Source organism: Thermophilibacter provencensis, from assembly GCF_900128445.1.
Classification (GTDB): Bacteria; Actinomycetota; Coriobacteriia; order Coriobacteriales; family Atopobiaceae; genus Thermophilibacter; species Thermophilibacter provencensis.
The window spans coordinates 423,185-447,879 of record NZ_LT671417.1 but is presented as its reverse complement, the minus strand read 5'-3'; the positions used below and the strand labels follow the sequence as shown (position 1 = coordinate 447,879).

Here is a 24,695-nt window from a genome sequence, read left to right as displayed (position 1 = left end):
CTCAAACTTCTCAAAACATTTTGGCTACCCGAACGCTAATATAAGCAACACAGAATATTGTGGGAGGGGCCATAAAAAAGTGTGGTCGGCCCATCATCACAAAAACGTATGTAGGGCGGTGCCGCAAGGTGCCGGGTTTCAAGGGAGCGCCATCGTGGAAGTCAAACGAAGCAAATTGTTGAGTGGGGGGGGTTCTCGCTGCTATCTGCCTCGCGGCAGCGCTGAGTGCAGGTAACGCCCTCGCCCTTCCCTCCCAGACTCTTGCTGAGGAAACAACGGTTGATACGAGCGAAGCCTCAGCTTTTGAACTCCCCCTTCCCGAGAACCTCCCATCAGGCTGGCATGACGCAGTCGTTGCCGTCGCACAAAGCCAGGTAGGCTACACGGAGCTCGTTGAGCCTTCCTCTGAGACGGATGTCGCCGCTGCGCTAACTACTTCCCGATACGGGGAGTGGGCCGGAGACGCATCCGCGGAGTGGAACGCCCTCTTTGCGTCGTTCTGCGTCGAGAACGCAGGCGTTGAGGGGATGCCGCACGATGCCAACGCGCAGACATGGATAGAGAAGCTCCAGGAAGCAGACCCGTCTCTCTATGCTACCCCCGAGGGTCACGATCCCGCCGCGGGCGAGCTCGTCTTCCTTCGAGGCTCGGCTGCCGAGGCATCCCAGGCCGAGCGGGTGGCCATCGTAACCGAGCTGGTTGTTGACGAGGGAGGCAATCCCACCAGCATCAAGGTCATTGAAGGTGACGTCGAGGGCGCTGTGAGCGAGGTCGTCTACGAGCTCGATGATGCGCGGATACTCGGTTACGGGCTTCTTCCCGAGCAGCCTGTGGATGACGGGGACGTCTCTGCTCAGGACGAGACCGTAGTATCACTCGATAACACCCTCTCCTATGAGGCTGAGGACTACACCGTCGCCGTGAAGGTCTCCGGCGAGGCCACGGTCGCCGACGGCTCCGAGCCCGCTCCCGAGTCCGACGGTCTCACCATGAACACGACCGCCCTCGACGCGAGCGCTCCCGCGTACCAGGCCGCCGAGGCCTATGTCGAGGACAGCGACCCCGAGAGCGTGATCAGCGTCTCCGCCTTCGAGTTCGAGTTTGTCTACAACGGCCAGGCCCTCGACGTCTCCGACTGCGAGGTGACCGCCGAGGTCACGCCGAGCGACAAGCTCCAGGAGGCGGCCAACGCCATCGAGACCGATGAGGACACGTCCGACGAGGCCGAGGTCGGCGTTGCCCTGACCGCGCTCCAGAGCGCTGAGGGCAGCGAGGCCGAGGAGCTCGACACCGTGCTGGTCGAGAAGGACGCGACCGAGCGCCCGACGATGACGCTCGCGCTCAACGCCGCCGCGCCCGCGCTGCAGCTCGTGGCGCGCGACGCTCTGAACCCCCACTTCACGGTGCAGTACTACGCGAACCTTGAGATGACCGATAGAGACTCCGGCGGTTATCTGAAGATCATCAATACCGACAACGGCGGCTCGAACAAAGGCGGCAACCTTCCGGAAAACGGCGAATCGAATCCGTCTATGACGGGCTTGTACCTTGTGGATGGCGGTGGCGCCAAGCGCGAGATCCGTACCAGCATGGAGCTCACCGAGCTTTACACCGCTAACGAGTACGAGTACTTCGAGGCGCCGAGCCTTCCGTACGTGAACATCTTCCGCGCGAACGGTAACTACACCGCCAACGAGGTGTGGGTGCTCAAGAGTGGCAGGGATGCTTCGAGTACGAATAGGGATGACTGGACCATCTACTCGGGAATCGTTGCCGCTACCGAGCTGCACTTCACCAACAACCCAAACAAGAAAGATGAACCGAACACTATCCTTATCGAAGAGGGTACCGTCATCCGACTTGTTGCCAACCAGACGACTGGTCCCTACGACAACGGTGCCATTTTCTACGACTACGACATCACCGACGATGGCAGGACGACATGGGATGGAACAGACGGGTCCCATGGCATCAATAGCAAGACCAACTACTCTAACTCAGGAGCCAAGCTCGCCTTTGGCAACGTCAACACGGGCACGGGACTTGGTAATGAGGGCTGGAACGGCAACACGCTTAACAAGTTCAATGAGCCCAACAGAAATAACAATCTGCAGGGCACTACGTTCGGGCTGGTGACCGGTCTTGACGGGAATGGCCACATTCAATATGCCGGTGGTGTCGATGCCCCCAATTTGTTCGATGATGGAGGCGCGACTGGTAAGACGGTCTATAACGGCTGGTCGCTCGGGTTCAATCGTGAGGGTGACACGTATACGCTCAGCTCGGTTTCCGATGACAAGAAGAGAACCCTCCTTGATGGCCTCGAGCAGTTCAACAACCCGGTGACGGGAACCACGGTCTATGACAAAATCTGGACCAACAACTTCTGGCCCATGGATAATTATCCGGGTAAAGATGGTCTGACCGGTAACTATATGGACCGTGGCGAGTATTCCGGTTTTGACGGTGTCAAGCTCTTCCCGCCCAGCGACGACGGCCTTGATCACAACAACATGTTCGGTATGCAGTACGAGGTCAAGTTCAAGCTGACCGAGGACTATGTTGGCCCGCTGGAGTACTACTTCTTCGGTGACGACGACATGTGGGTATTCCTCGACGGCAAGCTCGTCTGCGATATCGGTGGCGTCCACAGCTCCGTCGGTATGTACGTGAACCTCTGGGACTATATCGAGAAGGGCGACGCTGGCGAGCACACGCTCAAGTTCTACTACACTGAGCGCGGCCTCTCCGGTTCTACCTGCTACATGCAGTTCACCCTGCCGTCGGTTTCTTCCACCACCCCTTCGTACCAGAACAGTCAGCTCAAGGTGCAGAAGGAAGTTGTGGGCAACGCGGATCCCGATGCGGAGTTCAGCTTCGATATCAGCATCACTCATGAAAACGAAGCGGTTGGGAACTCCGATTACTCCATCGTCCGCTATAACGCGCAGGGCGAGCGCATCGAAAGCTCGCTCCTGACAGATGGCAATGGCTCCTTCAAGCTCAAGGCCAACGAGTACGTGATCATCGACTACCTGCAGCACGGGACCACATACACCATCACCGAGGCCGGGGTGCCCGACGGTTGTGTCGTCAGCAACACGATCGATAACGGGCAGACCAACGCGTCGGAAACGGTGACAAGCTCGATACAACAGGGCCCAGGTACCGTTGTCGTGTTCACGAACGCCTTCCGTCCCAAGCTGCCCGACACCGGTGGACCGGGAGCGCTCGTCTTCACCCTTGGCGGAGCCGCCGTCATTGCGACCGCCGTTACGTATGGGTTCCATCAGCGGAAGCGTTCTTCTCGCTGAGCGATTGAATCAGGTTTTGTAAGCAAGTACCAAGTGGGAATGAATGAGAGGAAGTAACCCATGAGGCATTTGAAGAAATTCTTTGGAGCGGTCGTTGCCGCGCTCATGGTCTTTGCCATGACCGTGACCCCCGCGCTCGCGTGGAACAACGTTGATGGTCCGAACGGCAATGGTTCCATCACCATCAACAACGCCGAGGTCGGCCATACCTACAAGGCCTATGAGGTGCTCGAGCTCGAGAGCTACAACGAGACCGCCAACGCTTATACCTACAAGGCTGCTAACACCCAGTGGGAGACTTGGCTCAAGCTCCAAACCACCTATGTTTCCGTTGACGCTCAGGGCTATGTGACCTGGGTTGGCGCAGATGACGACGCTACGGTTGCTGCTTTTGCGAAGGCTGCCCTTGCGCACGCCGAGGAGAGCGGCATTGCCGCCACGGATACGCAGACCGCCACTTCCAGCACGGTGACGTTCTCCAACCTGGAGCTTGGCTACTATCTCGTTGACACCACCCTCGGTACGCTCTGCTCGCTCAACACCACGACCCCGGATGTCGAGATGTTCGAGAAGAACGTTGAGCCTCCTGTGGAGAAGGAGGTCAAGGAGGACTCCACCGGTAACTGGGGCGAGGAGAACACCGCTGAGATCGGTCAGACCGTTGAGTTCCAGACCACCATCGGTGCTAAGCCCGGCGCCGAGAGCTACGTCCTTCACGATGTCATGTCCGCCGGCCTCACGCTCGATCCCGATTCCATCCAGGCCGTCAACCTCACTAAGGGTCAGGACGCGAACACCGGTGACTATCACGTCATCACCACTGGTCTTGGCGATGGCTGCACCTTTGAGGTTGTCTTCCACCAGTCCTATCTCGACACCATCACCACTGATACCGACATCATCGTGACCTATGATGCCGTGGTGAACGAGAACGCGGTCATCGCTGGCGATGGCAACTCCAACAAGACCCAGCTTAAGTTCGGCGAGGATAGCAATTACGAGACCACCTGGGATGAGACCAAGACCTACACCTACAAGGTCGACGTCGTGAAGACCGACGGTAGCAACGAGGTCCTCGACGGTGCCCAGTTCAAGCTCTATGACGCTGAGACCGGCGGCAACGAGATTAAGCTTGTTGATGAAGGCAACGGCGTGTATCGCCTCGCCAAGGACGGCGAGACCGGCGTTGAGTACATCACCACCGTCAACGGCCAGCTCGAGATCAAGGGCTTTGACGCCTTCACCAACTACTACCTCGAGGAGACCAAGGCTCCCGACGGATACAACAAGCTCGCCGAGCGCGTTGAGATTGCCGTCAAGGACACCAACATCGACGCGACGGTCAACGGCGGCATTTGGCAGGAGGGCGGCATCCACGTCGTCAACAAGGCCGGTTCCCTGTTGCCCACCACCGGCGGCATGGGCACCACCATCTTCTATGTGGCTGGCGGCGCAATCGTCATCGCCGTTGTCGCGACGCTCGTGTACCGCAAGCGCATGGAGAACAACCGCTAAGTAGGATCTGACGCCCGCACGTCGGGCAGAACCCGCCAGCCGGGGAGGCGCAGCGCCTCCCCGGCAGACGCGGGAGACCACGATAGCCCCACGGCTACAGTGGCAAGGAGAGGCCAGCGTGAGAAAGAGCACCACCAAGAGAAGAGCGTCGAACGTCGTCCTTATCGTCCTTCTCGTCGCCGGTTTCTCCCTGCTGCTGTACCCAACGGTAAGCAACCTTTGGAACTCGATGAACATGTCGAAGGCGATCGTCGATTACTCGGAGGAGGTGTCGGAGTTGGACACAGAGCAGTACGTCGCGTTCTGGGAGCGCGCCGAGCGCTACAACCAGGAGCTTGCGCAGGACCCGGACCGCTTTGAGATGAACAACTCCGAGCGTGCCGACTACGAGAGCCAGCTCAGGGTGTCCGACACCGGCATCATGGGCTCCATCGACATCCCCAGTCTCGGCGTCTCCATGCCGATCTACCACGGCACGGAGGAGTCCGTCCTGCAGGTCGGCGCGGGCCACATCGAGGGCAGCTCGCTTCCCACGGGCGGCAAGGGCACGCACTGCGCGCTCTCGGGCCACCGCGGCCTGCCGAGCTCCAAGCTGTTCACGGACATCGACAAGCTCGAGGTGGGGGACACCTTCGTCCTCAACGTGCTCGACCGCACCCTGACGTACGAGGTCGACCAGATCCTCACCGTCGACCCGTACGACATGGAGCCGCTTACCATCGACCCGGAGCAGGACTACTGCACGCTCGTCACGTGCACGCCCTATGGCATCAACACGCATAGGCTCCTGGTGCGCGGGCACCGGGTCGCCAACCGCGTGACCGAGGATACGGTAACTCACGACACGACCAGCCCCGCCCTGCTCATGGCAGGTGCCGGCGTGGCGCTGGTCGCAGCTGGAATCGCCCTGCGAGTGGCGTCTCGCAGGAGAGGCTAGGAGGAACAACGCATGAAGTGGCTCAAGAGACTGCCGATGCTCGTGGTGATGGTGGTGGCGCTTTGCCTCACGAGCGTTCCCGCATACGCCCACGAGGTGCCGGACGCGTCGCGCAGGGGGACGATCTCCGTCACCATGGCGTATGACGGCGCGCGGGTCCCGGGCGGCTCCGTGACGCTCTACCGCGTGGGCGATGTTGTCTCCGACGACGGCAACTACATCTTCACGCTTACCTCTGAGTGCGCGGCGAGCGGCGTCTCCCTTGACGACCTCGAGTCCCCCGAGGCCGCGCAGGCGCTGGCCGACTGGGCCGTGTCCCATGGCCTGAGCGGCGTCACCGTGCCGGTGGGCGATGACGGCGTGGCCACGTTCACCGACGTCGCGCTCGGCCTCTACGTCATGGTGCAGCACGACCCCGCGACGGGCTACTACGCCATTGACCCGTTCCTCATCGGTATGCCGCTGACCGAGGATGGCTCCTACGTCTACGACATCGATGCCAGCCCCAAGCTGGAGCTCGAGAAGAAGCCCACGCCGCCCCCGACGGAGGAGGACACGCCGGAAACCGGCGAACCCGAGCTCCCGATTGCCGCGGTGGCGGTGTGCGGCGTGGCGATTGTCGGGGCTGCGCTCGTGGTGCGGAAGCTGCGCAGGTAACCGTATCTACAGGATTTCTAGGGCGGCCAGCCCCATGAAGGTGGGGCTGGCCGTACGTCGTAGGAATGGGTAACGAGAGGGGTGCGCGAGGATGTCAGAGAGCAGGGTCATTATCTATTCCCCACGTAGGCTGACGCCGACCGAGCGGCAGATTCTCTCGTACGTTGCCGACCACGAGGGGAGCCCCTGCTCTAAGGAGGCGCTTGCCATGGCCCTCGGGCGGAGCAAGGTGACCGTGAGCAAGTCGATTTCTCGGCTTCGTGCTGATGGACTGCTTCTCTCGGAGCCGACCTATGACGAGAATGGCGCGCAGCTTGCCAACTGCTACCGGCTCGCCGCATCTGGCTCTCCGCTCGTCGCCCAGAGCGTGAGCTAGTCTCCTGACAATGGGGACAGGGTCTTTTGTCAGAAACCAGCTTGTCCTGTCGGCGCCGGAGGAAGAAGGACCAACGGAGTCGTGCGACTGGGCGATAATCTGACAAACGACCCTGTCACTTTTGTCAGGAACGGGGGGCGCGCCTCGGATGCGGGGCGCCCCCCCGTTATCAGTGAGGCGACCTACTCCCTGCGGAGATGACGGGAGAAAAGCAGCGCCGCGCCGCCCGCGAGCGCCGCTGCCACGAGGAAGGTGCCCGGCTCACCCGTGTTGGGCAGGGCGCTCCTTCTGGCGCTCCTCTTGGAGGCCTGCGTGGTAGCACCCCCTCCCTTGCCCGCGCCCTGGTTGCCGTCCGGCTGGGGCTTGGGCTCTGGCTTGGTCTCAGGCTGCTTCTTCCTCGCGTACTCGTAGGTGACTGTCGTCGTCCCCGCGACGATCGACCCGCGGGCGTTTTCCGGGGTGACGAGGAGCTCGTACCCGTCAAAAGCGCGCCCCTGCGTTGCGTATTGCTCTCCGACGGCGTGCTGTGAGGTGACGTCGTCGGTGAGGCGCTCACCCGTCTCGTGGTCGATGTGTCTCACGACGAGGCTCCCGTACGCGATGGGGACGTACTCGAGCACAACCGTCTGGGGCTCGTTGGCAAAGGCCCCCTGGGCGGGAGCAAAGTCGGAGGAGGCGGAGTCAAACGCATAGCCCGGGAAGTCCTTCTTGAGCGCCAGGGCATCGTAGGCGTCTCCCGTGGCCCCCACGAGTACCTCGGGGTCGGCGAGGTAGTTATCGGTCACCTTCTCGCGATAGCGCACGACGACGCGGCTCCCCTTGGTCGATCCCGTCACCTTTCCGCTGGGGACGCTCGTAGAGACGTTGGTCGAGGAGGTCTCCCGGGAGTTGGCGTCCGAGGCCGAGCTCTTCTCGTAGGAGATGGGGACGCACTGCTTGCCCCCCTCGACGTCCTCGCTCGTGCAGGTTGGGATCTCCTGAATGTAGTAAGAGGAGGAGTTCCAGTAGAGCGGGCTGTTCTCGTTGTCGGTGAACTTGGAGTCCCTGACGGGCTTCATGAAATACGAGAAGTTGTAGCGCCCGCCGACCCCGTCCTGAACGTTGTTGGGAAGGTTGTGGATGACGATTTTGAACCCAACGCCGACCACGCCTGCGTTGTCCTTGGAGGAGAGCCCCTTGCTGCCGCCGGCCGACGTCTCGTCGATGAGCCTCTGCTGCTCGGTGCTTAGCTGCTGCCCTGCGGGAACGGTGACGAGGATGCTCTTAGGGGTGGCAACGGGGCTGATGGAGGTCTGGAACTCCTCGGGAAGCTCGCGGCGCTCTCCTGGGAAGCGCGGGTCGAGGTGCGTGATGGGGTGCGCGACCTCTTCGTATGTCGCCTGCCTGGTCTGCTCCTGTCCCTCGCGGTCTGCGAGGAAGTAGACGTCGTACATCCAGATCTGGAAGTCGCCCACCTCGGCGGTCGAGGGGTCAGAGGAGCGCTTGGTGATGTTGTAGTAGGGCGCGGCGGAGTCAAGGGAGAGCGCCTTGTCACCATAGATGGTGGTGCCCAGCATGTTGTAAATCGTGAGCTTGTGGTCCCAGCGCAGATTGACGTCAGGGGTGTCATACATGACAAGCTCGTTCACCGGGGCGAGCAGCGTGCTGACGGCGATCTCGTAATAGAGCGTGCCGTCCGGCTGAAGGCCGCCGCGGCGCTTCTCGATGCTCGCGCTCGTTGGCTGCGAGCCCTTCGGCTCGAGCACCCGGAGCGTCATGGCCCTGTCAGTCCTCTGACCGTTCACGGTAAGGTGGTAGGTCACGTCTACGTACCGGCGACCCTCGGGCGTCTGGTGAATGCGCTCGGAGTCCTTGTTGGCAGAGAACCAGTTGTAGATGTCGCGCGGGGTATACGTAAAGGGAATGGAAGAGAAGCTGCAGCGAACCTCTGACTTCCCCTCGGCGGCTTCCGTGAAGGTCAGCGTAAGGGTGTTGTTGCTCGACCAGCTGATGGTGGCGATCTCCTCGTCGGTGCTCTCATCAAGAACGGAGCGAAACTTCATCTGATCGCTGTTGTAGACGTACCAAAACTTGGCGGCAAACTCGTCATCGGGGACGAGGCCAAAGCTGAAGGTATCGCCGGCCTTGAGGGGAGCCTTGGGGTCATGCGCCAGGGTGAGGGTGGCGGAGAGGCCGATGTTCGACGAGAACCCGCCGGACTCCGGAGTGTACCCGCTGTCTGCTGACAGAAGGTCGTCATAGTTCCCGCCGCGAGCGGACACGCCGGAGAGGGCGTCTACAGACCCCACCTCGGCCGCCCCCGCCGGTCGCACTCCCGCAATCAGGGTTGCCACGACGACAAATGCGACGGCGATGAGGGGGCCAATCCCCCGCGCACCTCTTCTTCGTTTGACCTGTGATTTCATCGCATTCCTTTCTGAAGGTCTATGGATCTCGCCAGCGTATCTGCTGACGCAAGGTCGTCTACCAGAGGCTTTTATGCGAGCGGGCTGCCTGGTGCCTTCGGCGGCGCCTTCTGGCCCACGTGCGCGCCGTGTCTTACTGAGGCCTTACCGGCTGGTTACCGCAACCTGCGCGGCGGCGCGTACAGTGGGGACATATCTTCCCTCCCCGCGCCCGCTCGCCCTAGAGCGGGCGCGCCCCTATGGGGAGGCGCCGGTGACGGGGCTCGGCATGCGCTGCCAACCTGCCGGAGCTGTGCCGCGAGCGGTTCGTCTGTGATTCGCGCTTCCGCGCCGTCTGTGCCCATCTGCGGTGATACCCTTGTCTGCGCACGATTCGACCAGATGGCCAAGGGAGTTCCATGCCCGCTCAGCACCGCTCGCTCTTCCGCTCGTTCCTCTCGTACTATCACGGACAGCTGCACCTCTTTGTCATTGACATCATCGCCGCCGTCACCGTGGCCGCGATAGACCTCGCGTTCCCCCAGATCCTGCGCTCCCTCACCGGCGGCCTCTTCACCGAGGGGCCCGATGCCATCATGGGCGCCCTCGCCTATCTGGCGGTGGGCCTCGTGTGCATGTATGCCCTGCGCTTCGTCTGCCGCTACTTCGTCATCTTCTGGGGGCACGTCATGGGCGCCCGCATGGAGAGCCGCATGCGCGAGGACCTCTTCGACGCCTACGAGCGCATGAGCTTCTCCTACTTTGACCACCACAAGTCCGGCGACCTCATGAGCCGCCTGGTCTCCGACCTCTTTGACATCTCCGAGGCGGCGCACCACGGTCCCGAGTTCATCCTCATAGGCGTCGTGGAGGTTGCGGGCTCGTTCGTGATCCTCTCCACGATCAACCTCCCCCTCACGGGCGTCCTCGCGCTCATTGCGTGCCTGCTCGTGGTCTACAACGTGTACGCAAACTGGCAGATGCGCGCCGTCTACACCGAGAATCGCGTCCGCATCTCCGGCGTGAACAGCCGCCTCGAGGACTCCCTCGCCGGCGTACGCGTGGTCAAGAGCTTTGCCGCCGAGGACGTGGAGCGCGCCAAGTTCCGCCGCAGCAACGACGCCTATCTCGACTCAAAGACGCGCATGTATCGGGCGATGGGCCGCTATCAGGCCGCCATCGCGGTCATGATGGGCGCGCTCAACACCGCCGTGGTGGTGTTTGGCGGCTGGCTGATAGCAAACGGGCAGATGCAGGCGATGGACCTCGCCACCTACGCGCTCTACATCTCGCTCTTCACCGCGCCGATCACGAGCATCCTGGACTTCACCGAGACCTTCCAGAAGGCCATCGCGGGCTTCAAGAGGTTCCACGAGGTCATTGAGACCCAGCCCGACATTCAGGACAAGCCCGGTGCCCCCGACCTGCGCGTGACCGAGGGAGCCGTCAGCTACCGCGACGTCTGCTTTGCATACCCCGGCGCGGCGGGCGAGAAGGACGACGTGGTGATTCGCCACCTCAGCCTGGACATCGCTCCCGGCGAGACCATCGCGCTCGTGGGGCCGTCCGGCGGGGGAAAGTCCACCACCTGCTCGCTGCTGCCGCGATTCTACGACGTTGATTCCGGTTCCATCTCTATTGACGGACAGGACGTGCGCGACGTCACGCAGAGGAGCCTGCGCGAGTCCATCGGCCTCGTCCAGCAGGACGTCTACCTCTTTGATGGGACCATCGCTGAGAACATAGCCTACGGCAGCCCGGACGCCACCATGGAGGAGATTCGCGACGCCGCGCGAAAGGCCAACATCGCCGACTTTGTGGAGGGCCTGCCCGAGGGCTACGAGACCGAGGTGGGCGAGCGCGGGAGCCATCTTTCCGGTGGGCAGAAGCAGCGCATTGCTATCGCGCGCGTCTTCCTCAAGAACCCGCCCATCCTCATCTTTGACGAGGCCACGTCTGCCCTCGACAATGAGTCGGAGCAGGCGGTTCAGGAGTCTCTGGCCGAGCTCTCTCGCGGACGAACCACGCTGGTAATCGCCCACCGCCTCTCCACCATCAAGAACGCCGACGAGATCGTCACCATGGAGGGCGGCCACGTCTCCGAGCGCGGGACGCACGAGGAGCTCCTCGCCCGCGGTGGGACCTACGCGCGCTACTACGCCATGCAGTTCGCCGGGTAGCGCAGCGCTCGGGGTGCCCCTCCCACCAACGTCCCGGCCTCCGTGCGTTGTCTCGCAGAGCGACGGCGATGTCTCACGCCATGCCTGTTCAGGGCCTTGCGAGAAGGACGTCCCACCAGAGAGCGTCGCAGCGCACGGAAGTCCGGGGCGTTTTCCTCTCCGGGCAATACGCTGTGGCGCCGTCAGTCCAGACGGGCCCTGCGCATATGATTGGCGAGGTAGGGTACCGCGAACCTCACGTACCCACGCCGCGCGGGCTCGATGACGCCGGCGTTTATGAGCCTCCTTCGGTACTTCTGAGCGTAGTCGACCGTGACGCCCATGCGCTCGGCCACACCTGAGACCCTGCTCGGCCCATCGTCTGCGGCCATCGCGCCCAAGAACTCAACGTCCACGTCCGAGAGCTCGGAGAGGGTCGTTGAGCACACGTCGTTCTCGAAGTCCTCGCGAGCGCAGGCCAGCGCGTCCCTCAGCGCGCCCTCGCTGAGGGGGCCCGCGCCGTCGGCTCTCTGCGTGATGGCGTGGCCAACGAGCTGCAGCATGTACGGAGATCCCTGCGTGAACTGCGCGGCCTCCCTTCGCAAGGAAGCGTCGATCGAGATTCCAAGCCGCGCGAACGCATCTGCGTAAAACGCATCGATGTCGCTGATGGAAAGGCTGGAAAGCTTGATCTTTCGTGCCCGGTTGAGGAACGTCAGAACGCGGTCGTTGGGCGTGGCTGCGACCGCCCCAGGCAGTCCCGCCATGACAAGGGAGACGTCAAGCCCTTCTCCGACCATCTCCTGATACACGGTTACGAGCTGCCGCACCTCAGGGGAGTTTGCCTGCAGCTCGTCCACAAGAATGAGCGTTCCGTGGCCGGCTGACGTTACCTCGCGGGCAAGTCGAACAAGTTTGTACTGCGTGGACTTCGTCTTCTCCACCTCGCGCATGAACTCAAGTCCAAAGGAGAATCCCAGCGCGCCGAGGCTGCCACCAGAAAGCGATGCGGAACGCGTGCCTTCGACGTACTGAGCCCCGCTCTCCTGAATCTTTTCGACGATGCGAGTGAGCATTGCTTCCGAGGCAATTGTGGGCGAGGCAATCACAAGCCCGTCTTTTGCCGCCCGCTCCGCAAGCTCCCAGAGGAGGACGGTCTTTCCGCTGCCCCGCTGTCCGAGGAGCACGACGGCCCGGTCCTTGCTTCCGGGCGCGCTGCGCAGGCCCTCGATGAGGGAGGTCATGATGTCCTGGCGTCCCACAAGGTATGACGGCCTGTTGCCAAATGACGGAGAGAAGATCTCATCGTGGACCATGTCGTCTCCTTTCCTTTATTTCCTAATTTTTCCTATTCAGTCAAGGAGGAGCCCTGACCTGATATTTTCCTTTATGCGGCGATGCCGACAGGTTGGAGAGCTTCCGAGGAAACAGCCCTGCGGTTATGCCTTTGAGCATAAGCGGTGACGGGCTACCCGCGTGGGATCGTCGACGACCCCCCAGCTCGGTCCCGTACCCGCACGGGCCTCTGCACGGCGCTGGTCAAGGGGATGAAGGTGGGGTGCGTCGTTCCGGATCAGAGGATTGCCTCAATGAACGCCCATGGCCTTCTCGATTCTATATAGAGATTCGTATGTTGTATCCGATGTGGGGCAGTCGACCGTGCGCACAGCGTGTGTCTCCACGTTACGCGCAGCGGTGGGTCCGTCTGGCACGGTCAGACCAGGGAGGGAGCGCGGCGCTCCAACGCTCTTCTCAGCAACTGCCTTTCGGGAGCAAAGACATCTGAGGTGACCCACAGAACCCCAGAATACATCACGTAATCCTAGATTGTTATCTTTCAGAAAAATGAAAGGGTGTGATGGGTAACAAAATACCCCCTACTACACTTTTTAGTTTTAACAATCTGAGATACAGACATATAAACAAATAGAAGAATACATATCTATAAACTAAAGAAACTAAGTATAAAGTAAACATTAGTAGTATGATCATTAACAAATGATAATAAATTAGATTGTAAAAAAGACGGAGGGGGTATTGTTTTTTGTACCCCCCTACTGATAGAGTTCCAAACAATTAGCTGAATAACTCTATCGCGACGCTAAGCCGAAGCTAAGACGCAGCAGAATGGTTGGGAGTGGGCATATGGCACGTAGTCTGAGAGCGATCAAGAGGGCCGGGGGTACCTTCAAGGCGATGGGCGCGCTCATGGCGCTCCTCTCTGTCCTTGCAGTCTGCGTGTTTGCCGGCGCGGAGATGGCGCTGGCTAACACAGACGGGGCAACTAACTACGTGGCGGATGCCTCGACGGCGGATGCATACAAAGATATATTCGGGATGCCCGGAACTGCCGGTTCCGAAACCATCTCAACGCGGTACTCTGGTCGCGTTTGGGCGGATAAATCCGTCTCCGCCGGGGACAGTGTTACGTTCAGCGGCGTGGATGAAAATGGCAGTGCAACATCCCATTCGCTCGAGAAGAAGTATAACGGCGACTTCCTCGTCACATACTCCGCGATGGCTACCTCTCAGGAGATAACTCAGCTGCCCAAGATTCCGGTGGACGTAGTCTTTGTCCTTGACTTCTCGGGAAGCATGAACTGGGGCCAGAGTTCACAGGAGACGGTTGAAGGCCCGGATGAATACGCGCGGTCTCAGTCTCGACTTCAGGCAATGGTGGACTCCCTCAACACGACCATCGCCACACTGGTTGAGGATAACCCCGAGAATCGCATCGGCATTGCGGTATTTAACGGGACCGCATCCACGCTTCTAGAATTGACTGAAGCGAGGAACATTAACGCGCCAAGTGGGAACTACCTTCAGATAACAAGGTTTGAACCATATGAGAGCACCAGTGGTAAGCGCGAGGCGGAAGCTACGGTGCATTGCAATATCAACAATCAGGATGCGATTACCGCGGGCGGCACCAACATTCAAGCCGGTATGCATCTCGGAATGTCGATGCTGACAGGGGTTGATTCAGCGTATACCTACGAGGAGACTACGTATACGCGTATCCCCAACGTGGTGCTTATGTCTGACGGCGCACCGACATCCTTCTCTTCTGCGACCGATGCGACTTGGTATCCAGAAGGATACGGGTGGCCAGTGACCGATACTCTGGTCCGAGATAATAACGATAGCAGGTATGATGTCGATTCAGATAGGACAACCGAGAGCGGTAGTTGGTGGAGCCGCTTGGCAAGCGACACGATTATCGGCCGAGGTGACACAAGCAACCCGCACTCCGCCGACGGCTTCATGGCCCTGCTGACCGCATCCTATAAGAAGAATCAAATTACGGCGAACTACCGGCAGCAGGCAAGCGAGGATAAAGCTCCCAATGCCGACAACGCATACTGCCGCGTCTATACCATCGGCTTCAGTACCGATCAGCAGACGCTTGCCATGCAAGAGATGGTCGACGTTGTGCTTAACCCGGAAAGTACGGCCTTGGGCGCAGCCAGTACTGAGCAGCAGGTGCAAGAGGTGTCTGAAGCTTGGGCTAGCTATCAGAATAACAATAGGACTATCGTTCATGGTGAGCTTGGCAATAACTCGGGCAACTACGCTTATCAGGTTGAGATTCCCCGCAACGATTCCAACAACCCCGATAGCCTCTACTATGTCGATCGTTACTTTGCGGCGACGAATTCCGATGAGCTGAATAATGCTTTCCAGCAAATCACCAGTGCAATCACCGATTCAGCAAAGATTCCCACCGAGACCACCGGAGGCACGCAGACCCCGCTTCATGATGGCTATATCACCTATACCGACCCCATTGGCGACTACATGGAGGTCAAGGGGATTACAGGCCTTCTGTTTGGTGACACGACATTCGTTGTGAGCGATCAACACAATTCTCAAGAAAATGGTGCAACGGTTACCACGTATACGCTGAACACGCAGGCTGACGGCAAAGGTACGGACAGCGTTGAAAGTGCTCTTTACAGCAATCAGAGTGTGAACAACATCATCATTCGGGTATCGAGGGACAATACGACGGGCAAGCAGGAGCTGACGGTGCAGATTCCTGCAGCGCTCATCCCGCTCCGCATCAACTATGTGACGGTTAAGTCGGACGGTACGACGGTATCCAACAATCCTGAAGAGACCTACACCAATAACGTCTATCCGCTGCGCCTTGTATATGAAGTCGGCGTCGCCGGCGGAGTAGTCGATGGGAATGGCTCGATTGTTGAGGGCGATGGAGCTTGGAATAACGACTCTGGCTCCTTTAACGGGGTGGCCGAGAGCTACCTGACGAGTCACTCCGATGGGTCCAATTCGGTGTACTTCTATAGCAACGCTTACTCAGGAGCAAGTCAGATTAATGGTGACGAGACTGTTACCGTTGGCGATGCAACCATGACGTTCACGCCTGCGGATGACAACCCGTTCTACTTCATCCAAGAGGATACGCCGCTGTATACCGGCGGTACCGAGGGTGTTTTGGGTCAAGGTGGAGTGCTCGGCAATCCGGTGAACGGAGGTAACGTCCAAGCGGGAACCACCTACTATTTCCTCATCGAATACTACGAAGGGGCATCAAAGGTGCAGCGCGTCATTGGACGCGATGGCAGCACCCTGAGCGGTTTTGTTGGGCAGAATGCAGAGGGCCAGCTTTGCATTCTCGAGGGTTCACCGAGGCTGGGAAACCTGCTTGACGTGGTTGCCGCAAATAAGGATCCCAACGCCAACCAGACGGGCACTGCACTGGCCCCCTATTACCCCACCTTTGTTGATAACAATGACGAGCCCACTACCGACCATCAGGCGGGCCACTTCAAGGTCTACCTCGGCAACAACGGTCGACTCTCGGTGAGCCTGCCCGGTCCCGATGTGCTTCCGGCACTGCAGGTGACCAAGAACGATGCCGACGATGCGTTAAAGACGCTTGAGGGCGCGGGCTTTGCGCTCTATGTGGACACCAACGGGAATGAGCAGTTCGATGAGGGCGTCGATCAGCCTATGGGTTCGGCTGGCAGCGGTGCGGCTGAGGTGACAACCGGCCAGGGCGGTATCGCTCGCTTTGAGCCAGACAAGTACAAATTCGTTCTCGGCACGACCTACTTCCTCGTTGAGACGCAGGCGCCCGACGGATATCAGCTCATGGACGGTGCTGTGAAGATCGTCTTCTCAGAGAACAATGGTGAAGACCAGCAATATCCAGAGGAAACGCATCCCTTCATGGCGGCCATAACGTTCCCAGGAGCGGAATCGTCCGAGACGGTTTATTCAAGCGCTGCAACGGGGCCCGAAGGTGATGCCGACTATCAGGTGGCGACCGTCGAGTTGACGGTCTCCGATAAGGCAATTCCCAGTCTTCCTGCCACGGGAAGCAACGGGCGCACCGCTCTCGCAGCCACGGGCGTTGCCGCGGTGACGCTGGGCGCGTATGCGCTCTGGAGCAGGCGTCGGGCGTTCGATCGGTAGCCACAGCAATTCGCGGTCTATGACCGCTTGCATACGTAACGGAAGTTATAGCCATTAATGCCGCGAAGCGGCGGAAGGAGAAGAACATGGCTAGAAAGAAGAGTTGGGGTCTGAGGGGGCTTCTTGCCGCGTTCGCTGCGGTTCTGGTTGCCCTCGCCGCCCTCCCTGCGACGGCGCTGGCTGCGTATACTACGCAGACCGGCAACATTACGGTCAGCAACGTTCATCAAAACGAGACCGTAACCCTCTATAAGGTTGTCGATTTCAGCTATGTTTCGAGCAGCAACACGGTTGATTGGGAGTTTACGGCTGATTTCGGCATTGGTCGTGTTGAGTATCGCGATGCTGAGGATGATGGAACTGCCATCAAGGGTTACGCGAATACGATGGCGTCCTATGTGTTGGACTCCGATAACAACTTCTCGCCCAGCTATATTCATAGTGACGTTGTCGAACCAAACCAGACTTCGGTGACGTTTAACGGTCTCGAAGACGGTGAGTACCTCATCATCGTCACGCCCACCGGTGGTTCCACGAGGATCTACGATCGCGCTATTGCGAAGCTCGAGCCCGTGCAGGGCGACGATGGGAACTGGACGCTGGCTAACGATGACGTTGACATGGAAATGAAGTCAATCGAGCAGCCTCCTGTTGACAAGACGATCAATGGCGAGAATGGTCCTGTGAGTGACTATAAGCCGGGCGACGAAGTTCCCTTTACGATTACGTCTGTCATCCCCGCCTATCCCGCGGATGCTATCAACGAGCGCTTCGCCATTGGTGACACCATGTCTGATGGCCTGTCCTTTAACAACGACATCGCGGTGACGGTCAGGCCTGCCGCGGGTGGTCAGGAAACGCCCCTTGCAGAGGGGATTCACTATAGCCTCACTCCTGCTGACGGCCTCAACGGCAAGACCTTTGAGATTGTGTTCGACTATGATGCGATTTCGAACTATGCTGGCTGGACGGTAGAGGTGACCTACTCCGCCACGGTAGGTGATGCTGCCCTTTCCGGTCCCATCGAGAACAACGAAGCCACGGTCCAGTTTGCACGCGATCCGTACGTCGCGGGCGACTACGACACCGACGAGGACGAGGTGAAGCTCTACACCTACACCATCCAGATTCAGAAGATCGACAAGGATAGCACCACCACGTACCTTACCGCCACGTTCGATGTGCGCACTGATGCAAGCGACCCCAACACGTCTGTCGGCGCCATTACGACTAATGCTGACAACCAGGGCATGGGCTCCATTTCTGACCTTCCGGCGGGGACGTACTTTCTCGTTGAGACCGACGCCCCTGAGGGGTATCAGCTTGATACGACGCCCATTCCTGTAACGATTAATGCGGTCACGGAAGGCGATGCGCAGGAAGCCGACCTCATTGTGACTCTCGGTAACGCCATCACCAACACCAAGACCCCGTCCCTCCCGGTGACGGGCGGCGAGGGCACCATCGCCATCACCGCTACTGGCGTCGTTCTTATCGCCGGTGCTGCTGCGCTGATCGTTCGTGCCCGCAGGCAGCACAACAACTAGCGTCTAGCGCGCACGTCGCAGACACGTGACGACGGCACCCGGTTCGAGCCGGGTGCCGTTCGCCGAAGGGGCTCACCACGCGGCTGAGCCTCTTCGGCGAACGGGTTTCGTCGCAAGGGAGAACGGTCTGATACGAGGAACGTGGTGACATGGCTCTCAGCCGAAAGGCACAGACACGACTCATCGTCGTTGCTGCGGTGCTCATCCTCCTGGTGGGCATCGGGTTTCTGGCGTATCCCTTTGTGAGCAACTATCTGCTTGAACAGGCGCAGGGCAACGTCATCGATTTCCAGCAGAGCGCCGTGGAGGAGGTCGCCGAGGAGGACCTCTCCGCGGAGCGCGAGGCGGCTCTCGCGTACAACGCCGACCTGCTCGGCAGTCGCACGGTGGTCACGGACCCCTTTGACCCTGCGGCGCTTCGGCCGCAGGACGGCGCGTACGACGCGGCGCTCAACATCGCGGGCGATGGCGTGATGGGTACGCTCTACATCCCGCGCATCCAGGTGGAGGAGCCCATCTACCATACCGTCGATAGCGATGTGCTCGAGAAGGGCGTGGGCCATCTCGAGGAAACGTCCCTTCCCATCGGTGGTGAGTCGAGCCATTGTGTGCTCTCCGGTCACACGGGCCTGCCCTCTGGGAAGATCTTCGACGACCTCGATCAGCTTGAGGTGGGGGACTACTTCATCATCCAGGTGCTCGGCGAGGGCCACGCCTACCGCGTCTACGACATAGAGACGGTGCTCCCCGAGGAGACCCAGAGTCTGGTCATCCAGCAGGGGCGCGACCTCTGTACGCTCGTCACCTGCACGCCCTATGGCGTGAATACGCATCGCCTTCTGGTTCACGCGGAGCGCTGCGATGTTCCGGACGAGTGGCTCAACAAGGACGCCACCCAGACGTTCCCGGATGGGTACGCCCCCGTGGCAGACCGCTCCTGGCTCACTGCGGTGGGAATAGGGCTCTTGGTGGCTGTCGTGCTTATCGCCGTGGTTACGCTCGCTCTTCGTGCCGTTAAGAGACGCCGCTCCGTCGCGGAGGTGCCGGGCGGATCGGCGCGTTCCGAGGCCTCATCGAGCCCCGGTCGTCCCGTGGGCGTCCTGCCCGTCCTTCGAGGCTCGGGAGCCGCCCGTCGTGCCGCCGCGGACCGCGCAATGCACCGAGGCAAGAGGGGCCCCGACCGCAACGGGCACGAATCGGATGTTCGTCGCGGCGGAAAGCACTTCCGTGAGTAGGGCCAGTGGTCAGGCGCGTCCTTCTCGCCGTGCGCGCAGGGTCGTCTCGCTGTTGGCGGGCGTCATCATGCTGCTTGTTGGCGTGGGGTTTGTCTTGTATCCCATCCTCTCGTCAGCGCGGGCACAGGAGGAGACGAGCGAGGCGCTGGCAGCGTGGCGCTCCGAGGTTGTGGTGGCGGACCGCGCTCAGGGCGAGATGACGGACGAGACGGCCGACTATCGCCCCAAAGAGGGCGATGACACCTACGAGCAGCTTCTTGCCTACAACGATGAGGTTCGCAACGGTACGGGAGATGCCGTGAACGACCCCTTTGCGTTTGCGAGCGACGACCTGGCGGCCCTTGGGCTGCCCGACGGGATCGTCGGGAGCGTGACCATTGCCCGGCTCGGGGAGACCATCCCGCTCTATCTCGGCGCCTCGCAGCAGAATCTCGACCGTGGCGCCGCGGTTCTGGCAGGGACCTCCATGCCCACGGGAGGAGACGGAACGCAGTGCGTCATAGCCGCCCATCGTGGGCCGCGCGTGGGGCTGAGCATGTTCCGCGACATAGAGACGCTCGAGATCGGTGACGCGGTGATCATTGAGACGCCGTGGGACACGCTCACGTACCAGGTCGTCGGATTTGACGTGATTGACCCCAACGACACCGGGGCGCTTGCGGTGGAGCCGGGGCGCGACATGGTGACGCTGCTCACGTGCCACCCCTATGGACATAACTATCAGCGCTACCTCGTGCGCTGCGAGCGTTCTGACGATGCGGCCGAACTTGCTCCCTCGCCCGCTGAGGCGGTTGCCGCTACGGTGACCCACGCCATATGGCCGGGCTGGTCGGAAGGCTCCCCGCTCCTCAATCTGGAGAACGTCCTGCGCCTTGCCGGCCTTCTCATCGTGCTGGGGCTTGGAGTCTGGGTGCTGGTGAGCATGGCTCGCCGGGGGTCCCGTCGTGGTCCAGGTGGGGCGCACTTTGACTGAGGCGGCTTGACCGGATGCGCCCGGTCTTTTCAGAACGTGAGATGTCAAATGATTCCGATACGACGTGCCGATTCAACGAGACAATCATCGATTCAAACGATGTAATTGTGCGGCCGAATTGTGACGTCGGCTGGCAAGGCATCCGTGGCCAAAGCTTGCCCCGTGTCCAGGGCACGGGCGACGTTCTTCTCGCCCTGTGGCACGCTTCCTCTACAACCTTGGGCGCGTAGCCCGCTCCTGCCAACATGGGGCGACACCCGTGCCGCGCGCGACAATGTCGCGACATCGGGGGCGACACTGTCGCATGGGCCCTCTCCCGCTTTTTCCAACATGAGGTGAGGCGAGATGCTCAATTCAAGCGACAATGTCGCGACATCGGGGGCGACACTGTCGCACCAGGACGTTCTGACATGGATACCAACGACCTTCTCAGTCACATTCGCTCCGGAGAGGGGCTCGTGACCGAGCTCAAGTGCCGTGACGGAAAGCCCGAGCGTGATGTGTACGAGATGATGTGCTCCTTCGCCGACCGTCGGGGCGGTAACGTCTCATCATCTCGGACGGCAAGAAGGCCCGCCTCGTCTGGGGAGAAATCCTCGAGCTGTAAGAACCATGCGTCGCTTGATGCCTTTGGTATGACGCACTCTTCGCGGACCGGGCCGCAGCATCTCTTCTCGCTCGCGTGGCCAACTTGGCCGCGCACCTGAGCAAACTGTCAAGTTCTGCGGGTTGCAGGGCCGAATGCGTATACTGATGCAAGGGCTGTTGTGACCGCGCGCTGCCTTCTTGGCTGCCTGGTCCTGCGACGGGGAAGAGAGAGATGGCAAAGAAACGCGAGATTGCGCGCATCCAGAAGGGTGCGCTTTCGCCTGACGAGGCCGAGACGCTGTTTGCGACCGTCGACCACACCGGTCACTCCGACGAGGAGCGCGCCCGTCGCCAGCGCGCGCACCGCAAGGAGAAGGGCGTTTCGCTCGACATCGACCCCCTGTCCGAGGAGGACCCCTCCGGCTCCAACGTGGGCAAGGTCATCACCAAGACCGCCGTCTCCTTTGTGCTGATCTTCCTTGTTGCCGTGGTGGTAGGCCAGGTGGCCTTTGGCTTCATTCGTCGCGCCAACACGTCCAACCTCACGGAGAGCGTCACCGTGCGCACCGTTGCCTCGGCGCTGCGCGGCGGCGTGGAGTGGGGCAACGGCTTCACGCAGTTCCCGGAGGACTTCTCCGTCCAGGAGGCGGACGAGAACACCGGGCGCGTCGAGGTCACCGTTACCGACACGAGCTCCGAGAACGCGCTTGAGTGCTTTGCGGGCTCTGGCGTCCAGGCCCAGGCCTTTGCGGTCAACTGCCTGCTCAACCCCAATATCAACACCGTCGTGTACCACGTCAACGTGCACATGAGCGAGGACGGGGAGATTCAGCAGTCCGCGCTCTTCGGCTTCCTCAAGCCTACGGGGGACGTGACGTCGTACATCACCTACGTGTGGACCAAGACGCAGTCTGCGGATGGCGTCCAGCTCTCGCTCCACATCACAGGCCTCGACGAGTCCATCCAGGGCGAGCTGCGCGACAAGATCACGACGTCCTTCACGCCGGTCCAGATTCTGAGCGGCAACTAGGGGTCGGGGCGTCGCGCCCGCACTCGAGGCGCCGCTCCCGACCGCCTTTCCGCTCTCTATCCCTGCCGCTCGCGCGCCCACTCGCGGGCGGCGCCCGCGAGCGCTGAGAGAAGGGAGCGGCGGTGTCCCCTTCGCGCGCGGCCCACCGGCGACTTGCCCTCGTTGGGCCAGGAGAGAAGCGCTTCGCGCAGCTCGGAGGGGGTGTATCTCATCGACTGGTCTGCGCTGAGGCCCCGCGCGAGCAGCCTGACGAGCGCCCGTGCGTCTCCGTCGAGCCAAATGGGCACCTCGGGATGCTCTCGCATCTTGATGAGGTAGGGTGACGAGTTGGGGCGACGTCCGAGCTCAAAGGGTGTTCGGTCGCAGACCATCTCGTAGAGCATGCTGCAGATCGCGTAGGTGTCGACCGTCGCGGAGTATCGCAGGCGAGAGACTTCCGGAACGTCGCGCGTCAGCATCTCGGGAGCGGCGTACTCTATGGTGCCAAATCTCCAGATATCGTGCGTGAGCGTGATGCCGCGCTCGTTCGTGCGCAGGACGGAGGAGCTTCCCAGGTCCACAATGCGCAGGTCAAAGGTCGAGGAGGCAATCTGCTCGGAGAGCTTCGTCACGGACGTGCGCACAATGATGTTGCGCGGCGAGAGGTCGCGGTGAAGAAACGTGCAGTCCAGCTCCCCGGCCCCAAGGAGGATGTCGAGCATGGCGACCCCCAGGGACACGGCGATCTCTGGGAGAACTGAGCGCCGGAGCGCGCCGGAGGCGTCCACATAGGTCCTCGCGGGGAGGTGGGGGAGGGCCTCCCTGAGTGTGGGGCCCTCGATCCACTCCATGACGATTGCCGGTCTCTCCCAGCCGTCTGACGACGAGCGCTCCCTATCCGCTCGGCCTCCCGACGCAATGCCAAATCCGTAGACCCGGGGAAACCCCCTCAGAAACGAAACGGCAAGCATGCTGCGGTACTCCTCTGCGAACGCCAGCTCCCTGCTTGACATCACCATGCGCAGGGTCTCCGGGTCCGGGGTCTTGTCGCCCGGCGCATGAGCGCGGGAGGGAGGCTTGAGAAGCTTGAGCGCAAAGGTCTCGCCAGCGGTGTTCTGCGCGCTGAGGACGGGATTTCCCTCGGATGACAGGGCGTCGGAAGAGGCCGATGGGGCGAGGAGCGTCTCAAACCTACGACGAACCTCACCCATCCGCGCGGGCATGATGCCAAATGCGGGGGTGAAGTCACGTAGGCGAATTATCTCTGTAGGGCAGCTCTGCTCCCTGTCGTTACCTTCCAATGTCAAGGGGTACCTCTTCCCAGTTCCAAGCGTCTGGAACAGGTCGAGACAATCGTAGAAACAGCGGCATGATTCAAGTTGCGCAACGTCTTACTGGAAAAATGTGATCAACCCGTGAGCTACGTAACGTCGTCATAGCAAATAGCACGCCCCGGAATGCCGTCCGTCCTGCTGCGCCCGTTCCGTTTGCGCCGCCTCGGCGTATGTCAGGACAGCGAGAAGGACGTCGCGTGAGGCGCGTCACAGCGTGGCAGGTTATGGGTAAGGAATCCGTGCGTTGGGCGCGGGAGTCTAGGAAGTGATTCGCATCACGAGGAAGCGCGTCGTGGCACCGAGGCAGAGGATGTCGCTGTTGCTGATCTCAACGGGAGGGTAGCTGCCGTCGTGCGCGCGCTTTGCCCTCGGGGGCTCTATGGTGACGGCGTCGCCCCCGTCGCCGGGGATGAGGGTCGTCCCGTTTGTGGACCCCAGTCCCTGAGCGTACCAGTGCGCCCCGTCGCGCCAGACGCGTAGGTGACGACGGCTCACGTCCACATCGACGTCGTTGATGACGTCCGCGCCCTCGACGAGGGAGCCCACGAGCGTGCCCTCGTCGGTCGTCGCGAGCGGATGGATGGGCGGGCGCGCGGTGCCTCCGGAGATGCGTAGGAGGCCGAGAAGCACCTCGTCGTGTTCCGCATCGGCCCCGTCCTCGTACCCGGCGCCCACGTCCATCTCCACGGTGCCGATGTCCATGGCGAGCTTGTACTCGACGAAGCGCTCGACGATGGAGACGGCTCGCTGCGGGTCAGCGAGGCACCCAATGGTGAGAAAGAGCATCACGTAGAGGACGGTCCTGTCTGACTCCGAGCGGAACTTCGCCGCGGAGATGCGGCTGATGGCATTGGCGTAGAGCGTGTCGTCAAGATCGAAGTCTCGCAGGACGCGCTGCATCCCCAGGGCGGCATCGCCGCAGTAGTGCGCGCGAACTTCCTCGCGCGCCGTTGCGGGGTTGGGACGGTTGGCGATGACGCGCGACGTCAGCGTCTGGGAACTCTGGAAGAAGTCGGCAAACAGCTCGGGGTGCGTCTGGCCGGGGAGGGCGTGGACGATCTGCCGCGAGAGGAACGTGCGGTCGTTGATGCGCATGCGGGGCGCCTTGCCACCATAGGTCACCGTGGCGCTCAGGAGCTCCTGGGCGGCGTCGCGGTTGGTGAGCTTTCCAAACTTGCGAAGGTCCGCGAACATGAAGGAGCTTGGCGTCTCCAGCGGTATCACC

General features: G+C 61.0%; 15 protein-coding genes. 11 read left to right on the top strand and 4 right to left on the bottom strand.

Annotated features, from left to right (window positions below):
- The first annotated feature begins 182 nt into the window (after positions 1–182).
- The 5 genes from BQ7391_RS01915 (at position 183) to BQ7391_RS01895 (ending at position 6,799) form a co-directional block, all read left to right on the top strand.
- Entirely contained in the window at positions 183–3,314 is a 3,132-nt protein-coding gene (locus BQ7391_RS01915) for a DUF7601 domain-containing protein (RefSeq protein ID WP_075279067.1), read from the top strand.
- 60 nt (positions 3,315–3,374) lie between these two features.
- Positions 3,375–4,829 (top strand): SpaH/EbpB family LPXTG-anchored major pilin, encoded by a 1,455-nt coding sequence (locus BQ7391_RS01910; protein ID WP_083662044.1) that lies wholly within the window; start codon positions 3,375–3,377, stop codon positions 4,827–4,829.
- A 118-nt stretch (positions 4,830–4,947) separates the two neighbouring features.
- The gene (locus tag BQ7391_RS01905; protein ID WP_075279065.1) at positions 4,948–5,766 is read left to right on the top strand and encodes a class C sortase; all 819 of its coding nucleotides are present in this window, start codon (positions 4,948–4,950) and stop codon (positions 5,764–5,766) included.
- 12 nt (positions 5,767–5,778) lie between these two features.
- Entirely contained in the window at positions 5,779–6,423 is a 645-nt protein-coding gene (locus BQ7391_RS01900) for a hypothetical protein (RefSeq protein ID WP_075279064.1), read from the top strand.
- Between the two features lie 91 nt (positions 6,424–6,514).
- Complete coding sequence (locus tag BQ7391_RS01895; protein WP_075279063.1) at positions 6,515–6,799, top strand: MarR family transcriptional regulator; 285 nt, start codon at positions 6,515–6,517, stop codon at positions 6,797–6,799.
- A 182-nt stretch (positions 6,800–6,981) separates the two neighbouring features.
- On the opposite strand, the gene BQ7391_RS01890 is transcribed toward BQ7391_RS01895, so the two are convergent.
- Positions 6,982–9,204 carry a MucBP domain-containing protein gene (locus tag BQ7391_RS01890; protein ID WP_083662043.1) on the bottom strand — a complete coding sequence of 741 codons (2,223 nt, stop codon included), beginning with the start codon at positions 9,202–9,204 and terminating at the stop codon, positions 6,982–6,984.
- 398 nt (positions 9,205–9,602) lie between these two features.
- Here BQ7391_RS01890 and BQ7391_RS01885 point away from each other — a divergent pair, with 398 nt between their 5' ends.
- Entirely contained in the window at positions 9,603–11,363 is a 1,761-nt protein-coding gene (locus BQ7391_RS01885; RefSeq protein ID WP_075279061.1) for an ABC transporter ATP-binding protein, read from the top strand.
- Between the two features lie 182 nt (positions 11,364–11,545).
- Here the strand turns inward: BQ7391_RS01885 and BQ7391_RS01880 are convergent, their stop codons facing one another.
- Complete coding sequence (locus tag BQ7391_RS01880; RefSeq protein WP_075279060.1) at positions 11,546–12,658, bottom strand: ATP-binding protein; 1,113 nt, start codon at positions 12,656–12,658, stop codon at positions 11,546–11,548.
- A gap of 880 nt (positions 12,659–13,538) precedes the next feature.
- On the opposite strand from BQ7391_RS01880, the gene BQ7391_RS01875 reads away from it, so the two are divergent.
- The 5 genes from BQ7391_RS01875 to BQ7391_RS01855 all read left to right on the top strand — a co-directional run bounded on the left by BQ7391_RS01875 (position 13,539) and on the right by BQ7391_RS01855 (position 22,157).
- Positions 13,539–16,784: a SpaA isopeptide-forming pilin-related protein gene (locus BQ7391_RS01875; RefSeq protein ID WP_159437340.1), complete on the top strand. Its 3,246-nt coding sequence runs from the start codon at positions 13,539–13,541 to the stop codon at positions 16,782–16,784.
- 86 nt (positions 16,785–16,870) lie between these two features.
- Positions 16,871–18,331 (top strand): SpaH/EbpB family LPXTG-anchored major pilin, encoded by a 1,461-nt coding sequence (locus BQ7391_RS01870; protein WP_075279058.1) that lies wholly within the window; start codon positions 16,871–16,873, stop codon positions 18,329–18,331.
- Positions 18,332–18,480: 149 nt separating this feature from the next.
- A complete protein-coding gene (locus BQ7391_RS01865; RefSeq protein ID WP_075279057.1) occupies positions 18,481–19,566 on the top strand; it encodes a class C sortase in 1,086 nt (361 codons plus the stop codon).
- Entirely contained in the window at positions 19,559–20,539 is a 981-nt protein-coding gene (locus tag BQ7391_RS01860; RefSeq protein WP_159437339.1) for a class C sortase, read from the top strand. The genes BQ7391_RS01865 and BQ7391_RS01860 overlap by 8 nt, the downstream gene beginning before the upstream one ends.
- Positions 20,540–21,359: 820 nt before the next feature.
- Positions 21,360–22,157: a hypothetical protein gene (locus BQ7391_RS01855; RefSeq protein ID WP_075279055.1), complete on the top strand. Its 798-nt coding sequence runs from the start codon at positions 21,360–21,362 to the stop codon at positions 22,155–22,157.
- Between the two features lie 56 nt (positions 22,158–22,213).
- On the opposite strand, the gene BQ7391_RS01850 is transcribed toward BQ7391_RS01855, so the two are convergent.
- Complete coding sequence (locus BQ7391_RS01850; RefSeq protein WP_129583888.1) at positions 22,214–23,437, bottom strand: protein kinase domain-containing protein; 1,224 nt, start codon at positions 23,435–23,437, stop codon at positions 22,214–22,216.
- Positions 23,438–23,728: 291 nt separating this feature from the next.
- Positions 23,729–24,694, bottom strand: a complete 966-nt coding sequence (locus BQ7391_RS01845) for an FHA domain-containing protein (protein WP_159437338.1) — start codon at positions 24,692–24,694, stop codon at positions 23,729–23,731.
- Between the last annotated feature and the right edge of the window lies 1 nt (position 24,695).

Coding starts and splice junctions, on each gene's coding strand:
- BQ7391_RS01880 (WP_075279060.1), bottom strand. CDS start 12,658: ATGGTCCACGATGAGATCTTCTCTCCGTCATTTGGCAACAGGCCGTCA.
- BQ7391_RS01910 (WP_083662044.1), top strand. CDS start 3,375: ATGAGGCATTTGAAGAAATTCTTTGGAGCGGTCGTTGCCGCGCTCATG.
- BQ7391_RS01875 (WP_159437340.1), top strand. CDS start 13,539: ATGGGCGCGCTCATGGCGCTCCTCTCTGTCCTTGCAGTCTGCGTGTTT.
- BQ7391_RS01855 (WP_075279055.1), top strand. CDS start 21,360: ATGGCAAAGAAACGCGAGATTGCGCGCATCCAGAAGGGTGCGCTTTCG.
- BQ7391_RS01895 (WP_075279063.1), top strand. CDS start 6,515: ATGTCAGAGAGCAGGGTCATTATCTATTCCCCACGTAGGCTGACGCCG.
- BQ7391_RS01870 (WP_075279058.1), top strand. CDS start 16,871: ATGGCTAGAAAGAAGAGTTGGGGTCTGAGGGGGCTTCTTGCCGCGTTC.
- BQ7391_RS01885 (WP_075279061.1), top strand. CDS start 9,603: ATGCCCGCTCAGCACCGCTCGCTCTTCCGCTCGTTCCTCTCGTACTAT.
- BQ7391_RS01865 (WP_075279057.1), top strand. CDS start 18,481: ATGGCTCTCAGCCGAAAGGCACAGACACGACTCATCGTCGTTGCTGCG.
- BQ7391_RS01890 (WP_083662043.1), bottom strand. CDS start 9,204: ATGAAATCACAGGTCAAACGAAGAAGAGGTGCGCGGGGGATTGGCCCC.
- BQ7391_RS01900 (WP_075279064.1), top strand. CDS start 5,779: ATGAAGTGGCTCAAGAGACTGCCGATGCTCGTGGTGATGGTGGTGGCG.